The following is a 17351-nucleotide window of genomic DNA, read 5'->3' on the forward strand; positions in this document are numbered from 1 at the left end:
GGGGGTCATCAATGTTTGAAAAGTACTTGAATAGCTGCAGTTGCGACATGGGTTAACTCACTTCTTACTAAAAAGAAGTATAAGATCACAAACTTAAGTCAAGGTAAAGCTTCGTGATCTTGCCCTGGCTTGTAATAAAATTTCTTCTCTATGTGCAACAAATAATACTTTACGTGCATTAAATTGTTGTACATCAAATGCGGCTAACCATGTTTTCCCCATACCAGTTGCAAGCACGACTAGGCCTTTTGATTGCAAGTTTATTCGTGTTTGGGTTAATGCATTTAATGCTTCTTGCTGTGCCCAATTGGGTATAGGTTCTTCTGGCTCAACTTCATCAACAATTACTAATGGTGGTTTAACCTTTTTTCTGAGGTCAGCATAAGTGTTGATAAATTGGTCGTTAAGGTTGATAGATTGAGGGTGATTGAATATCTTAGAAAATTGCTGACGAATGTAAGTAAACTCAGTTGGATCTTGGTTCTCTAATAAATCGTGGCGTAAGCACCATTCAAAGGCATGGGTTAATGCGGTTTGGCTGATATTATTCGACCCAATATATGCACTGCCGGTTTCTGATAAATCAGAATGTTGCTTAACAAATATATAGGTTTTCATGTGAAAGCTTTGTTGCTTTTTACAGTTGAAAATCTTGGTTTTCGCCCCACGAGATTGCAGAATCATTAAATGTCGTAATGCAACGGGATCGGTAATTGAAAGATAATCTGACGTAATAATATCAATTTTAGCACCACGTTCTAACGCATCGGATAAACCATCAAACAGTAAATTAAGACCAGATTGTTGGATAAAAGAAACAGAGATTTCAATGTTGCTGGCGCGATTAATCGCTTGCAGTAACTTAGGTAAAAGAGGGTCATCTTTACCACCACTGGTTAGTACAGGTCCTTCTGCTAGTTTCATTTATACATCTCTATTTGGTGGTTTTAATTAATATAGCATTGAGCCATTGTTCATTATCTCGCCCTGGACGAACATCGGTTGTTATCCACGTTCGTAGTATCGTCAAATGAGTTTGTTTAAGCCATTGCTCTAGTCGGGTTTCGTTAGCATCAGTAAAAAATCTTCCTTTATGATTACGTTCTTGATCGCCATGTTTGAATGAACAATAAAATACGCCATTTTCTACTAAACTATCGGCTAAAGCTGTAAAGGTTTCAGGTAAACTTGCTTCACTAACATGCAGTAATGACGCACAAGCCCAAATACCGTCAAAGTGCTGCTGAAGTGTATCAATTTGGGCAAATTGACACACATGCACTTTCTGACCTGAATATGCTGTTGCGGCTTTAGCTAATTCAACACTGGCATCAATGGAGGTGACTTTATAGCCCATATTAATAAAAGCTTTACTGTCACGTCCTGACCCACAACCAGCATCCAATACACGGCTACCAATTTGCAGATGTTGAATAAAAGGGTGGTAGAGTTCACTGACATTAACATTAACGGTCGAGTCAAAAAATGCTTGTGAGTTTGCGTCATAAAATTCGATGGTAGACATAACTAACCCTATGATTTACATAGTTTGATTCTATCTTATGTTTTACGAATGCCTCAAGCGATTAATTGATAGTTATTCAAATTAATCAAGGTTAATAATCCACCTGCGTAATCACCGCGATGGCAGTTTCGCCGCGGCCTTTTTTAGACGGTACGCGGTGGCCGGTGTCGGCATTGGTTTTCATTGTTTGTATAAATTGATTCATTTGTGGGCCAATGCTGATGTGTATTGGTCGATTTTTCCCATAATAGTACAGTCGATCAAATTTTAGGTTTTCACACATCCATTGCGCAACGTGTTGCATATCAGTCGGCTTGTTATCGTTGGTGCTGAGCAGGGTGAAGTCGCAGGCAGCACCTAAGCGGTCGCAGATGACTTTTTGGTTTTGATTGAGCTCGTGCGAGCAATGTTGATCAAGCTTTGGGGCAATATGCGGATTACGGTTTTTAGCAATTTTTCTGGCAAGCTCTGGAGAACAAAAACCATAAGTTAGCGACAAGGGGCCAAATTGGTCGACAATAGGGTCGAGTATTTGGGTGGCCAGTAAACTGAGTGCGCGCCATGTGTCTGGTTGTAATGGCAAGTTTTCAATATTATGCTCGAGCGCCGTCGTACCACAATTAATTAGGTCTGCGTAAGTAAAAAATCGGCTGGCTTTGCCATTGATATTATAAGTAAACAATCATTATCCATTATGTGTGAGCGTGTGGGCTAACAATAGCGCGTATCGTCTAATCTGACTAGACAGGACGTGTTCGTAATGACTGGTTATGCCGGTATGTTTATATAAAACCATGAGCGTTATTGCGTAAAATGTATTATGCAGTCTTGTTACAGTACAAGCCGTTGGTGCACTTGGTGGTTTAAGAGTGTCGTTTTATTCTTCTAAGTGCGTACTGGTATCATTCTATCGGTATCCAATATTCATAATATATAAGTCCTTCAGGCTTTTTTCGGTCAAGGTATTTTTCATTGTCTACAAACAGTTGATTACCAATCATGTCGCCATTAACAATATAATTATTATTGTTAATAAAGTCTCTTAGCGATTTAATTACAGCTATTTTACTGTCATTTGTGAGGTGAAATGACTGAATGGTGTACAAACATTTTCTAGGAGGGATCTTTTTCATTAAAGGATCATCCTTGAAGTAACGGTAACATCTACTGGATACATTAACACTATAACCAAGGTATCTTGACCATACTTTATCATTCACTACATCATCTTTTTTAACCATAATTGAAGTGTTAATAAATGGGAAGTTTTTGAATAGTTTAGCGGTTTCCTTTTGTATGTCGACGCCTTTGTAAATACTATCATTATGTTGATTTATAAAAAGTAACATCTCAGGGATTTCAACCTCTGAGAACTTATTAAAATAGGTTGAGATTTTTTCTATCTTTTCTCTATAGTCTGTAAGTGCTTTAATAGTGGCTAGAAGTCTATCTGATTCATTTATAAGCTCCGCTTCTTTTTTTAATAGTATCTTATCAACGTTATCAACTGTTCCATCACTTATTATTTTTGTTATATCTTTAATTGAAAAGTGTAAGGAACGTAAGAAAATACATTTTGACAGAATTTTCAAATTTTGAATGTCATAATAACGATAATTATTTTTAGTTTCTCTTTTAGGTAAAAGAACATTTTCTTTTTCATAAAATCGCAATGTTTCTGGGGTGCAGTTAACAATGTTAGCCATATCTTGAATTTTTATTTTCATACAACAACCTCATGCCTAGCAATAAAAACAGTCTACTGCAATGTTTCTTTGAATGTTAAAAATAAACTGAAATTTGAATTTTAATCATTTCGAAAAAACTTAAATTCAAACAGCATAATAGCAAAAAAAATCAATTAAAAAGTTAGAGGTTGGCCAAAAATATTAACAATAAATTATTAATTATGGATGTTTTACGATCTAAAAATACAAATAAAAAAATAAATTAGAACCTGATCACAAAATCAATGAATGGTGATTTTTCTAAATTGACCTTGAAGCCACTTCAGGCTTTACAGTTTTCCACATCAGCGCAACAGATATCACTAAATAGGTAACAATAGTGTTCAATCGCGCGGTATGTATCTCTAATGATAAATCACTAAATGATGCACAGCAAAAACATGCTTGGGCATTATTTAGTGAGTGATAATTAAATAAAAGTAGGGAGTGTGAAAATGCCAAAGAACAGCTTTGCCATTATATCAATAGTGGTGATTGTTTTATTTGCGAGTGTTAGTGAAGCTAATGCTAAAGATAATATAAATAAAAATATTAAATATTATTCTAGCTCTATTAAGTCGGGTCAGCTTTTAGGGAAGTCTCATGGTGATGCAGGTTTGTCTTGCAAAGATTGTCATGAAAAAGGTATGCCAAAAATAACACAAGACACCTCTAAACATAACTTGGGTGATAAGTTCTGCCTAAATTGCCACGACGCTGACGAGGTCAATAACAAGGTTGTTTTTAAATATAAAGGACATGAAGTCTTTCCACATTCTCAGCACCTAGGCGATATGCAATGTGCTGACTGTCATAGCATGCACCAAGAGTCAACATTGATGTGCGCTGAATGTCACGTTCAGCCATGGATGAAAACCCTTCCTGCACGCTGGAAACAAATCAATTAATTTATACAAAGAGGCAACTATGAGCACTAAAGATAACAAAATAGTAGATGTCACACGTAGAGACTTCATGAAAAAAAGTGCCTTTTCGGCATTGGGTGTTGCTTCTACGAGTTTACTTCCTGGAATGGTATCTCAAGTTGAAGCGAAACCTTATTCGGAATTTGATTGTTCTGTGGGGTTTGAAACGCCTCCGGCACCCATTCCTGCATCGAAAATAAGTGAAACGGTAACAACAGATGTGGTTGTTGTGGGGGCGGGGATTTCTGGCGTCACAGCAAGTTTATCAGCCTTTGAAGCGGGTGCTAGCACCATTGTACTTCAAAAAGGCCCTGTGGTGATGTGCCACGGCTTCGGTATGGGAGCTATTGATACTAAATTACAGCTAGAGAAAAACGTCCATATAAACAAAATGGATGCGATCAATGAGTTTATGTTCCAAAGCTTGAACAAACCAAACTTTAAACTAGTCAAAAAATGGGCAGATCACAGCGGTGAAGTATTTGATTGGTTGAATGAAATAACAACTAGAAAAGGCGTTTCGGCTAAATTTGCTAGCCACATAGGAACACCGACAGGAGAAAGTGACGGAAAATACTGGTTCAACTCATTTTGTACTGGCCACGCTTGGAAAGGCGGGATGATGACAACGATGAATATCGTGGCCAAAGTCGCAGCAGAAAAAGGGGTCGACTTCCGTTTCCATTCACCTGCAGTTCAACTTATTCGTGATAATACAGGTCGTGTAACAAGCGTTATCAGCAAATCTGAGCTTACCGGAAAGTACACCCAGTTTAACGCTAAGAAAGGTGTCATCCTATGTACTGGAGATTACGGCGGAAACTTAGACATGGTTGCTAAGTATTGTCCTTCTGCTGCGGGCTTTAGTAGCTATTACACTCCAGCTTTTAACACTGGTGATGGCCACTTAATGGGAATGTGGATAGGTGCAGACTTAGAAGCTGCACCTCATACTAAAATGGCACACGTCCATTCAAGCTTAGATATAGGTAAAGGTGATGCACCAGGGCGCGGTTTACCTTGGTTAGCCGTTCAAAGCGATGGTCTTCGTTTTAGCAATGAAGATATTCCTTTCTATTTAATGGGTAATCAAACCACTAAAGGACCAAAAGCTGACGGCTACTATTACCATATTTTAGATGCAGACTGGCAAGCAAACATAAAGCAATTTCCTCCACGAGTATCGAAAAAAATTAGTGAGGCACAATTTACCAATGCGCTAGAAGCAGGGACCATCATTAAAGCCGACACAATAGAAGAACTTGCTCGCCTTTCTAAGATAGATCCCAAAAACCTAGTCAGAACGGTGAATCGCTACAACCAGCTATTCGAAAAAGGCGAAGATGAAGACTTCGGTAAAATCGCTATAGATCTTACTGCGATTAAGAAACCACCATTTTACTGCATCCCTAGATTACCTTGCGTATCAACAGTCTTAGGTGGGCTCAATATCAATACCGATATGCAGGTACTTGATAAAAACGAACTCATCATTGAAGGCTTATATGCTGCTGGCAACGCATCGGGTGGTTTTTTTGGCGGAGCGAATGATTATCCATTTCCCATTATTGCAATCAGTGTTGGTCGAGCGGCAACCTTTGGACGCCTTGCAGGACAACATGCTGCAAAAAATAATGTTTGATAACACAAATTTTTTATTACCCTCATTAAATAGGTAATGCACAAATGAAAAAACAACTTTTATCAATATTGGTTTTAGCTGTACTGTCAGGGCAAGCATATGCTGATACTACATTCAACAACATGTTTTCAGAAGGAAGCATGGACATAAAATTACGACTTTATGATTTCAGTAGAGATTTTGACGGCGGTACGACAGATAAACAAGATACGTCAATTGGTGGCTTATTTTACTATAAAACTGCGGAAGTGAATGGCCTCAGCTTTGGGACAACATATGCAAGTATCAATAAAATTTGGGTTGATGATTCAAAAGCCGTTTATAGCTTGCTTGCAAGAGATAGTGATGGAAATCATGTCAGTATAAATCGCATGCAAGAATATTATATGCAAGGTGATTGGTTTGACACTAAATTTAGGCTTGGTGCGCAAGAAGTTGCATCACCTTTTATGAGTCCACATGATGCTCGTGGTGTACCAAGAACAACTCGTGGTTTTACAGCGATCAATAACAGCTTCGATAACTTAACATTATCGGCTTTTTATATAACGGACTCTATGGGATGGGATGATAATAATTTTGTTAAGGCTAACGAAGCGGTAAAAGCAGAACTATTACGAACAGGTCGTATAAATGCAGACACTGAAATAGCTGACAATCCTGTGTATGTACTTGGTGTAAAATATAATTTACCGACAAAAAAGGTAAAGTCGAGTGCCAGCTTGTGGAATTATCATATGGATGACGTGCTTAATTTTACGTATGCCGGACTTAAGCTATCTACTCAAATTGGTGCTACTAATGTTTATTTTAATCCGTCTTATCTAAGCCAAAAATCGATTGGCTCAGAAACCGCAGGTGCATTTGATACTCATCAATATGGATTTCATTTAGGTGCTAAGTATGCTGGCGCAGATCTTACACTGTTATACGGAAAAACGGGCGATGATAAAATTATGGCTCCTTGGGGGGATGGTAAAGTTGTACCAATGCAGGCCAACCAAGCAGGTAACCAAGCTAATGAAGCGGTTAAAGCAATTAAGTTAGCTTATGACTTTGGTCAACAAGGTATTGAAGGATTAACGGCTTATGTATTTAGCGGCCAGTTTGATGCATCTGATTACCTTGGTGATAAAATTGATGAAACAGATTTTGCCATTAACTATAAGCTCGATAAATGGTGTAAAGGATTAAGTATTCGTGCCAGACACGCTATTGTAGAGAAAGAAACCGGGGTCGACTATAACGATACGCGACTTTACTTAAGGTACTATTTCACCATTGGTAAATAGCTAAATCTTATCATCCACCTATCACTAAAGCCTTGAAAATGCTCCCTTCAAGGCTTTATTTTATCAAGTTCACAAGCTTATCCCTTTCTAGAGTCTGGTTTGAAGCTATCTAATACCAATCCTATTAAATATGTGATCTTTCAGCGGGAGTTCAAAGTGCTGTAGGCAAGGCAGATGATTGAAGCGAATCGTGATCCTCGGTAACAAGCTCCTGCGTTACTCTACCTCCAGTATCTGACCGCCATGGAGGGTGGGAATGTCTTATTTTTTATGGAAAAAAATAGACCATGCAGTCGTATTTTGAAAGCATCTAACGAAGCACAAAGGACTTTGAACCCTGCCAGAATGGCGTCTCTCAGGTTTTCCACTTCTGTGTTACATCGATTTAAAAGGGAACAACCATTTCTACATCAATGTGCCTTGAATTGAAAAACCTGAGAGACTCTGAACTGACCTGATATTTAATGGGATTGGTATAACTATTCTATCGGTATCCAATATTCATAATATATAAGTCCTGCAGGCTTTTTTCGGTCAAGGTATTTTTCATTGTCTACAAACAGTTGATTACCAATCATGTCGCCATTAACAATATAATTATTATTGTTAATAAAGTCTTTAATGCGTTGGATTGCACGCATTTTACTGTCTTGAGTTAAATTAAAAGACTGTATGGTGTATAAGCATTTTTTTGAGGGTATGGTAGTGATTAGTGCCTCTTGATTAAAATCATTATAAAACCTGCTCGATTTATTAATGCTGTATCCATGGTAGCGTGACCAATGGTTTTCATTTAACACATCGTGTTGTTTAACCAATATAGATATATTTATAAATGGGAAACATTTTAAAAGACTTGCCGTCACTCTTAAATACTCAGATTGATTAAATACATCATCATTGTGTTGATTGATAAGTAATAACATTTCAGGGCTGTTTACCACATTGAATGTGTTCAGTTCTAAAGGGATACTTTCAATTTTATTACGATAGTTTGCTAGTGTTCGGCTAATTTCAAGTAATCTTTCAGCCTCTTTTATAAGGTCTGTTTCTCTATTTCGTAATTCGTTACCAATTGTGTTAATTGTGCCATGGTCCATGATGTCAGTTACTTCTTTAACAGAGAAACCGACAGAACGGAAAAAGTTACATTTAGACAATAGTTTTAAATGTTGCACACCATAATAACGATAATTATTTTCAGGGTCTCGCTTAGGAATAAGCACATTTTCTTTTTCATAGAACCGAAGTGCTTCTGTTGTGCAGTTAAAAATTTTTGCTACTTCTTTGATCTTCAGTTTCATAAAAAAATCTTTCCTACCAATAAATATCAATCAATACAACACGAATGCTTGTTTTTTTACACGTAAATGTGATGCAACGTTGCTGTCAAATGCATGTACACATCATAACAATAATGAAATAACCATATGTAGAAACTGACCACACATTGAAAAAATACATATGTTTAATGTGATATGTCAGGCCCATCCTCCCATTTACAACATAAATCAGAACATGGTCACAAAACCAGTTTGTATCGCTGCAAGCTGATTGACCTTAAAGTGGCTTTAACATTTACAGTCGATTCATAGAAGCACAACCACAGAGCAATGATGACGCTAATAAGTGAGTTTGTGTCTTTTATAAAAAGTAATAAATATTATTTATTACACTTGCACCTATTTAGATTCAAAAGAAATTAAATAATAGAAGTAGGACATTTAAATATGACCAAAAAATACCTTACCGCGTTATCTGTTGTGGTGGTTGTTTTATTTATAAACTTAAATCCAGCAATAGCAAAAGACAACGTAAAAAAAGATTTAAAATATTATTCCAACTCAATTAAGTCAGGGGACTTTTTAGTTCGTTCACATGGAGATGCTGGCCTGTCTTGTAAAGATTGCCATGATGATGGCTTACCCAAAATAACAAAAAATACGGCAAAACTAAACTTAGGAGATACATTTTGCCTCAGTTGCCATGACATTGAAGATGTTAATAAAAAGGTTGTCTATCAATATAAAGGTGATGAAGTGTTTCCACATTCTCAACATGTTGGCGATATGCAATGTGCTGACTGCCACAGCATGCATCAAGCATCAACATTAATGTGTGCAGATTGTCATGTACAACCTTGGATGAAGACCCTTCCTGCACGCTGGAAACAAATTAAATAGTGATATTGAGAGGCAACTATGAACGCTAAAAATAATAAAATAGCAGATGTTACACGTAGAGACTTCATCAGGAAAGGTGCCATTTCGGCATTGGGTGTTGCTTCTACGAGTTTACTTCCTGGAATGGCATCTCAAGCTGAAGCGAAACCTTATTCGGAATTTGATTGTTCTGTAGGGTTTGAAACGCCTCCGGCACCCATTCCTGCATCGAAAATAAGTGAAACGGTAACAACAGATGTGGTTGTTGTGGGGGCGGGGATTTCTGGCGTCACAGCAAGTTTATCAGCCTTTGAAGCGGGCGCTAGCACCATCGTACTTCAAAAAGGGCCTGTTGTTATGTGCCACGGGACTGTATTTGGGGCAATAGATTCTGCATTACAGCTACAAAAAAATTGTCATATTAACAAAATGGATGCCATTAATGAGTTTATGTTTCAAAGCTTAAATAAACCCAACTTTAGATTAGTGAAAAAGTGGGCGGATCATAGTGGCGAAGCATTCGATTGGGTAAACAAGATTACAACAGCACAAGGATTACCGGCCAAGTTTTTGAGCCATGCTGGTACGCCTACGGGCGAAAGTGGTGGTAAGCATTGGTTTAACGCTTTTTCTACTGCTCATACTTGGAAAGGTGGCTTAATGAAGGCAATGAACGTTGTTGCTAAAGTTGCCATTGAAAAGGGGGTAGATTTCCGCTTTCACTCACCCGCAGTGCAGCTTATTCGTGATAAAAAAGGCCGGGTAACAGGTGTTATCAGTAAATCTGAACTCACCGGTAAATATACTCAGTTTAATGCTAAAAAAGGTGTCATTTTATGCACAGGTGATTACGGCGGAAACCTAGACATGGTTGCCAAGTATTGCCCGTCTGCAGTTGGTTTTAGCAGCTACTATACCCCAGCATTTAATACCGGAGATGGTCATTTAATGGGCATGTGGATTGGAGCTGATTTAGAGTCTGCACCTCATACTAAAATGGCCCATGTGCATTCAAGTCTCGATATCGGCAAAGGTGACGCACCTGGACGTGGTCAACCTTGGTTGTCGGTGTTAAATGATGGTTTACGCTTTACTAATGAAGATATTCCATTCTATTTAATGGGTAACCAGACCACTAAAGGGCCGAAAGCCAATGGGTATTATTACAATATTTTGGATGCAAATTGGCAAGCCAATATTAAGCAGTTTCCACCAAGGGTAACGAGTCCTATTAGTCCTGACTTATTCGCTAAAGCGCTCAAAGCAGGCACCATCATTAAAGCTGACACAATTGAAGAACTGGCCCGTCTTTCCGGCATAGAACCAGAAAACTTAGTAAAAAGTGTTAACCGATACAATGAGTTATTTAAAAAAGGCCAAGATGAAGATTTTGGTAAAATTGCCATTGATCTCTCCCCAATCAACACACCACCATTTTACTGCATCCCAAGGCTTGCTTGTGTATCCACTGTATTGGGTGGGTTAAATATTAATACCGACATGCAGGTATTGGATAAAAACGAAAACGTCATTGAAGGGCTTTATGCCGCAGGTAATGCATCGGGCGGATTTTTTGGTGGGGCGAATGATTATCCATTCCCCATTATTGCGATCAGTGTCGGTCGCGCTGCAACCTTCGGGCGCCTTGCTGGGCAACATGTTGCACAACGTTAATTGTAGTTAAAGACAATTCTTCAACCATAGATCCTACTAGGAAAAGAAAATGAAAAAGACATACCTTGCGGCCATTATTTTGTCTGTATTATCAGTACCTGCTATTGCAGATACTACAGTTGACAACATGTTTTCTGAAGGCAGCATGAAAGTACAATTGCGCCTATTTGATTTCAGTAAAGATTACGAAGGTGCCACTCAAGACAAACACGATACATCAATTGGTGGTTTATTTTATTACAAAACAGCGGAGGTCAACGGTATTAGTTTTGGGACAACATTTGCGTCATCAAACAAATTGTGGGCCGATGATACTAAAGCGGTATATAGCTTGTTGGGAACAGATGCCAATGGTGATCACCAAAACGTGAACCGTATGCAAGAATATTATGTGCAAGGCGAGTGGTGGAACACTACCTTTAGACTTGGTGCGCAAGAAATACGTTCACCTTATATGAATCCACATGATATTCGTGCTATACCAAGATCGTATCGAGGTTTTTCTGTCACCAATAAAACGATTGAAAATTTATCTTTGTCAGCATTTTATATAACTGATTCAATTGGTTGGAATGAAAATAATTTCATTAAAGTTAACGAAGCAATAAAAGCTGACTTAGTGCGAGATCATCGCATCTCACCAGAGACCGAAGTTGCTGATAATCCAGTTTATGTATTAGGGGCAAACTACAAACTTGCTTCTGATGATATAAAAGCGAATGCATCGCTGTGGACGTATAACATGGCGGATGTGTTCAATTTAACCCATGCAAAAGTGAATCTGTCTACTGACATTGGCGACACAAATGTGTATTTAGCACCTTCTTATCTGATTGAGAAATCAATAGGCGATGAAACTGGCGGAGCCTTTGACACTTATCAATATGGTGTTGACTTAGGCGTTAAATTTGCAGGTGCCGATTTGATGTTAAAATATGGCGAAACAGGCGACGATGCGCTTTTAGCACCTTGGGGTGACGATAAAGTGGTGATTATGCAGTCAACTCAAGCGGGCAATCGTGCCAACGAAACGGCTAAAGCAATTAAATTGAGTTATGATTTTGGTGCCATTGGCATTAAAGGATTAAAAGCGTTTGTTTATCGTGGTCAATTTGATGTGTCGGACATATCTGATAGCAAGGTAGATGAAACAGATTTATCGTTAGGTTATTCACTTGATAAATGGATGAAAGGTTTAAGTGTGCGTGCAAGACATGCCATTGTTGAAAAAGAGAGTGGCGATGACTTTACCGATACTCGATTTTACATCAAGTATAACTTCAATATTTAAAATATTTATCAATGGTTGTGAGCTTTGTGACGTACTAACGATGAGTTTGATGTCCAACAGAAGCTTGAATGAAAACGGCTGTAGATTGTGTTGATGCAGCCGTTTAATTGATTGTGTAGATAATACTAATAGGTAAGTTATGCGTTTCTGTTTTAATGAATGAGATGATTAGGGTGTCAATTAAACTCACTTACCTAATAAACTAAAAGTTAAGCACAGATATCATGTTTTGATATCTGTGCTTATGATTTTAGGCACCATTAACGTGGTGTTGTGCCCACAACGAGACTAAATTGATTACTTTTCTAGTTTAAGAAAGTAGTCGAAAATCTCTGGTACGTTACCATTGCCTAAACCTGCATCAAATGCTGCTTGAAGATTAGCAGAAGAGCCTTCTGCAATTTTAGACTGAGTCCCTAAATCGTCTACCATCGCTAAAAAATAGCCTAAATCTTTGTTGGCATTGGCAATTGAAAAACCTAAATCACTCACACCATCAACGGCATAGTTTTTACAAAACTTCATGAAAGGGGAGTTAGAAGGGCCTGCCGACATGATGTCAAATAACTGTTTGCGGTCAACACCGGCAAGATCGGCAACAGCAAAAGCCTGTGACATGGCACAAACTGTGGTCATGCCCATAAAGTTATTAATCAGTTTTGTGGTGTGACCTGCGCCAAGTGCGCCGAGGTGGAATACATTTTCGCCTTGGTCATCGAGTACCGGTTTAACTTTGTTAAATGTGTCAATATCACCAGCGGCCATGATATTAAGTAAGCCATCTTTAGCATGAGCCGGTGTACGGCCAAGTGGGGCATCTATCATACCGGCACCTTTTTTTGCTAAATCTGCGCCTATTTTACGGGTTGAAGCCGGTATAGAAGTACCAAAGTCAATGAGTACAGCTCCTTCTTTAATGCCCGCTAGAATGCCGTCATCGGCATAAACTAACTTTTCAACCACGGCAGATGTGGTAAGACAAAACATAACAATATCGCTGGCTGCTGCAAGCTCTTTAGCCGAATTGATTGCCGTAGCGCCGCGAGCAACACATGTAGCAACCGCTTCTTTGTTAAGGTCCATTACATTTAGCTGGTAACCCCTGTTTTGCAAGTTCTCAACCATGTTGCCGCCCATGAGGCCAAGACCGATGAAACCGATGACTGGTTTTGTCATATTTAACTCCTAAATATATTGGGTAATGCTTATTTGATAACGACCATCGCCCACTTAGTGTTGTGTGCGCGATGTTATTTATATGAGTAATCTGTTTTACAAAATATTACATAAGTTTACCAAGTTGTATTACAAAATATTAAATAACCCTGACCACATTGTCAACCAATTGTTGGTGATGGACATACCAATATTGTTTTTGGTTATAATCTTGGTAAACCATTTTGAGGCTAATGGTTGTTTGTCATCACAATATGATGAACTTTTCGGGTGGATACGCTCAACGTTATCGCCATTTGTATCGTTAGCTTTTGTTGGTTTGTTAGAAAAAAGCCTATCAAGGTCGATAGGCTTATACGTTTAGTTTTACCGGATTAGAATTTTGCTCGAACACCAAGCGTGTATCGACGGTCTGCTTCGCTGTAAGCCCAGATAGAGTCAAGCTCTGTAGTGTAAACAATAGGCTCGCCAGTTAAGTTAACTGCATTGGCGACAACGGTGAAGTTTTCGTTAATGTCCCAGCTTACAGAGAAATCAAATTGGCCTCTGGCTTCTCGATAACTATTACCGACTGTAGGGTCATAATTATCAGCTAATGGATTGTTTTGGTTGAAAACGTTATAACCTAAGGCGCCAACGGTTTGTACGCGTTTGGTGCTTTGGTCATCTAAATAACGGTCACGCCAGTTGTAAGCTAAACGGAGTTGCACGTCTTCACTTTCCCAATAAAGCTGGGTGTTGGCTGTGTGTTTTGAGATGTTAAGTAATGGGTTGCCATCGGGTTGCTCACTGTCAGCATAAGTGTAGTTGGCGTTAACGCCAAAGCCTGACCAAAAGCTAGGTAAGAAACTAAACTGTTGTTGATAACCTAATTCCAAACCTCTTACTTCACCACTGCCACCATTGACATCTGTTTCGATATTTATTCCTGTACGTCCCGCAGCTTTTTGGGCATCGACATAAGCTAGACCTTGATCTTGGGTAGCATTTATAATGTCACCTTGGCTTTGACCTGCGGTATCAAGTAAACAAATATTGTCCCATTGAGTGGTATTTTGGCCATTAATGGTACTTGAATCAGCTAAACAGCTGCTGTCTGTTTGGGTAAATGATTTTACATCTTTGTAGAAAATAGCCGCTGACACTATGCCACCGTCGCCAAAGTAATGTTCAACTGATAGGTCATACTGTGTTACGCGGTATGGGTCTAATTGATAAGAGCCTTGTGTGCCAGTAACTAAAGAGTTATCGATTGATAATGCAGGGCTTAATTCATCAAAATCAGCTCGGCGCATGACCTTTGCAGCTGCAAAGCGCATTAAGGTTTCTTCTGATAAATTATAGGTGACATTTAAGCTAGGTAAAAAATCTGAATAATCATTACTGCCGGTATTGAGTATTTTATTACCGTTAGTATCCACAGATTCTACAATGCTAGAGTCCAATTCTGTTTGAATATAACGTCCACCCACTACAGCGGTAAGATCTTCAAAGTCGAGATGGAATTGAGCGTATATCGCACTGGTTTTTTCATTGATAGACTTGTATGCCCCGGTATCTTCAACCATGTTGTCGGCTAAGCTTCCGTTCATGGCATAGGACGTATCTTTTAGCATTTCTTGTACTAGCAGATAGGTGGCTTGAGCATCTTTTAAGCGTTCAGCGTCATATACATTGTATGTTAGTAAGTCATTTTGACCAGATAAACCCGTTTGATCGAATGAATTCTTTGCATTAATGGTTGTAAAACTGTCGCTGACAATTGGGTTGTCAATCCAAGTGGGGCTATACAAGCCGTCAGCGTTTGTGGCTTTTTTATAAGAGTCTTTAAGTGTGTTTCCGTTTGGCTTTAAATCATAACGGTTAGCACTGTAATCTCTATCGGTAAAACGCACACCTGCTTTTACTGCTGTAATAAAGTCTACGCCAACATCATGGAGTTTAATGTCAAATCGTAATGCTTGTTCTTCGTTGTCTGTGTCTAATGTTTTGTGGTAAAACTCACGAAAAACAAGATTGTCTGGGTTAGTCAACATTCCTGTGTCGGCATACACATAAGAGGGTATTCCGCTGCCGCTGGTAGAGCTTGCTGTACTGGTATGAGTTGTAAGGCTTAATGTAGGATCTGTGCGTTCAATTGGACGTAAATTAAATTCAGAGGCTGTTTGACGTTCTTCAGATTTTGATATGGAATATTCAGCTGAAATTTCGATGTTATCGGTAATATTCCACTCTCCGCCAATAGCATGAGAAGATGTTTCTGAGGTTGTAAAGTCACTCCATGTTTTAGGAATAACAAGTACACCGCTTAAATCGTAGTTATGAAGTTGGCCATTGGCATCATAGTAAGAATCGCTTCTCGCAACGGCTGTTCCGCCAACATCCAAGATAGAATAAGCCGCTTGGCCCCCATCGAGTTTTGTTGCGTTCATGTCGATGTAAATATTGCCATCTTCGTTGGTTGGAGCCCACTGCAACGATAATCCGTATGCGGTACGCTCACGTTCTTCTGTTTTTTGTTCTACTGTGCTTTCTGTTCTACGAATGTATTTACCGTTTGGGCCACCCGATACATCTACAACGCCATCGCCATCAATATCTATGTCGTCTTGTAAGTTTACTTTGTTAAAAAATTCATCACGACGTAATTCGCGGTCTTGGTATGACACGTTGGCTGAAGCGCCAAATGTACCTGCATCACCTAAATCCCAGTTGTTACCCATTGCAGCCGTAAAGTTTGGTGCTACGTTTTCGGTTTTATCTGCGTATTCTCCGTCGAGTGTGAGTGCAAAAAGTGGCTCAGAAAGTTCTAAAGGGCGTACGGTTTGCATATTAACAGTGCCACCTAAAGCGCCTTCAATCATTTCTGGTGTTGGTGATTTAATGACTTCAACTGTTTTTAAAAAGCTTGAAGGAAAATCATCTAAACTTACGCCGCCACGTCCGGGACCAGCAGTAGAACGGCCATTGAGCAAAATAAGATTTTCTGATACACCACGAATTGTCACAGACTCACCGACACCAAAATCAGACTCGATAGATACCCCAGTGATTCGTTGTAATGCTTCGGCAATGTTGTTGTCGGGTAATTTACCAATGTCTTCAGCAACAATCACATCCACAATACGATTGTCGGTACGTTTGAGTAAGTTAGCCGCTTTTAAGCTGCCAAATATCCCTCGCACGGCAATTACTTCAATTTCACTTTTTTCTGCGTTAACTTGTTCTGTTGTGTCTGCTGCAAATGCTGCTGGCATTGTTAACATTGCGGTTAAAGTGGCACCAAAAATTGTGATATTGTTAGCGTTGCTTTTTGCACTACGGAACATAGCGCTTATTTTATTCAACTTCATAATTCCCCCCAAAGAATTTTTTGTTTGGTATTACCTTTCGGTATAACCAATTGTTGTTGTTTTAATCAACGGTAACATTTATATAACACATTACCAATAATTGCAACGCATTATTACCAAATTATTTAAGCTGTCATACCAAAGTGTCTTAATTGTAAAAAGGCACGGTTTAAGTATTTGAATAAAAATTTGTATTTTCGGTATGAATTGTTGGATGAGTATAGGTAGGAGTCAAAGAATTAACTTATTTTACTAATGGTGCTAACTCTGGTGTACGAATGCAGCATGATAAAGCCGTATCGACATGCTGAAGATTTTTGTTGATACCACTAAACGATAGATGAACGATTATCTTTGGTTGTTTTAGGTGCGTTGAGCGGGGCAAAGGTGTCAGTTTACATGGCTGACACCTTGTTAGATAAAAGGACTGGGGCGTTGAAGCGTAATGTATAGCTGTTATACCAGTCCTTATTGAAGTGTGATCTATTTTAGGCTGCGTCACAGTGCCAAGTACAATTCAAATGACTGCTGGTGTAGCTAGCTACATTAAAGGCATTTGAGGTAGTAATTGGTATTGTGACAC

At 38.8% G+C, this 17351-nt stretch carries 13 protein-coding genes; 6 read left to right on the forward strand and 7 right to left on the reverse strand.

Annotated elements, in window-relative coordinates; translation table 11 throughout:
- Positions 1–93: 93 nt before the first annotated feature.
- The 4 genes from ACWXWT_RS15730 to ACWXWT_RS15745 all read right to left on the reverse strand — a co-directional run bounded on the left by ACWXWT_RS15730 (position 94) and on the right by ACWXWT_RS15745 (position 3252).
- Positions 94–924: a DEAD/DEAH box helicase family protein gene (locus tag ACWXWT_RS15730; protein WP_456042524.1), complete on the reverse strand. Its 831-nt coding sequence runs from the start codon at positions 922–924 to the stop codon at positions 94–96.
- A gap of 10 nt (positions 925–934) precedes the next feature.
- Complete coding sequence (locus tag ACWXWT_RS15735) at positions 935–1525, reverse strand: class I SAM-dependent DNA methyltransferase (protein ID WP_456042525.1); 591 nt, start codon at positions 1523–1525, stop codon at positions 935–937.
- 91 nt (positions 1526–1616) lie between these two features.
- Positions 1617–2207: a hypothetical protein gene (locus ACWXWT_RS15740; protein WP_456042526.1), complete on the reverse strand. Its 591-nt coding sequence runs from the start codon at positions 2205–2207 to the stop codon at positions 1617–1619.
- Between the two features lie 220 nt (positions 2208–2427).
- A complete protein-coding gene (locus tag ACWXWT_RS15745) occupies positions 2428–3252 on the reverse strand; it encodes a helix-turn-helix domain-containing protein (RefSeq protein ID WP_456042527.1) in 825 nt (274 codons plus the stop codon).
- A 455-nt stretch (positions 3253–3707) separates the two neighbouring features.
- Between ACWXWT_RS15745 and ACWXWT_RS15750 the strand changes: the two genes are divergently transcribed.
- From ACWXWT_RS15750 to ACWXWT_RS15760, 3 genes are read left to right on the forward strand one after another with little or no spacing between them, the layout of a single operon-like run.
- On the forward strand, positions 3708–4160 hold the full coding sequence (locus ACWXWT_RS15750) for a cytochrome c3 family protein (protein WP_456042528.1): 453 nt from the start codon (positions 3708–3710) through the stop codon (positions 4158–4160).
- 19 nt (positions 4161–4179) lie between these two features.
- A complete protein-coding gene (locus ACWXWT_RS15755) occupies positions 4180–5820 on the forward strand; it encodes an FAD-dependent oxidoreductase (RefSeq protein ID WP_456042529.1) in 1641 nt (546 codons plus the stop codon).
- Between the two features lie 44 nt (positions 5821–5864).
- The gene (locus ACWXWT_RS15760; protein ID WP_456042530.1) at positions 5865–7112 is read left to right on the forward strand and encodes an OprD family outer membrane porin; all 1248 of its coding nucleotides are present in this window, start codon (positions 5865–5867) and stop codon (positions 7110–7112) included.
- 479 nt (positions 7113–7591) lie between these two features.
- Here the strand turns inward: ACWXWT_RS15760 and ACWXWT_RS15765 are convergent, their stop codons facing one another.
- The gene (locus tag ACWXWT_RS15765; RefSeq protein WP_456042531.1) at positions 7592–8416 is read right to left on the reverse strand and encodes a MerR family transcriptional regulator; all 825 of its coding nucleotides are present in this window, start codon (positions 8414–8416) and stop codon (positions 7592–7594) included.
- A 426-nt stretch (positions 8417–8842) separates the two neighbouring features.
- On the opposite strand from ACWXWT_RS15765, the gene ACWXWT_RS15770 reads away from it, so the two are divergent.
- Genes ACWXWT_RS15770 through ACWXWT_RS15780 form a run of 3 tightly spaced genes read left to right on the forward strand, consistent with a single transcriptional unit; the run spans position 8843 to position 12239 of the window.
- Positions 8843–9295, forward strand: a complete 453-nt coding sequence (locus tag ACWXWT_RS15770) for a cytochrome c3 family protein (RefSeq protein WP_456042532.1) — start codon at positions 8843–8845, stop codon at positions 9293–9295.
- Between the two features lie 18 nt (positions 9296–9313).
- A complete protein-coding gene (locus tag ACWXWT_RS15775; protein WP_456042533.1) occupies positions 9314–10948 on the forward strand; it encodes an FAD-dependent oxidoreductase in 1635 nt (544 codons plus the stop codon).
- Between the two features lie 49 nt (positions 10949–10997).
- A complete protein-coding gene (locus ACWXWT_RS15780; protein WP_456042534.1) occupies positions 10998–12239 on the forward strand; it encodes an OprD family outer membrane porin in 1242 nt (413 codons plus the stop codon).
- A 297-nt stretch (positions 12240–12536) separates the two neighbouring features.
- Here the strand turns inward: ACWXWT_RS15780 and ACWXWT_RS15785 are convergent, their stop codons facing one another.
- Together ACWXWT_RS15785 and ACWXWT_RS15790 are read right to left on the reverse strand one after the other, a co-directional pair.
- Complete coding sequence (locus tag ACWXWT_RS15785) at positions 12537–13415, reverse strand: NAD(P)-dependent oxidoreductase (protein WP_456042535.1); 879 nt, start codon at positions 13413–13415, stop codon at positions 12537–12539.
- A 374-nt stretch (positions 13416–13789) separates the two neighbouring features.
- Positions 13790–16768, reverse strand: a complete 2979-nt coding sequence (locus ACWXWT_RS15790) for a TonB-dependent receptor (RefSeq protein WP_456042536.1) — start codon at positions 16766–16768, stop codon at positions 13790–13792.
- Between the last annotated feature and the right edge of the window lie 583 nt (positions 16769–17351).

The sequence above is a fragment of the Shewanella sp. A22 genome, from assembly GCF_053850585.1.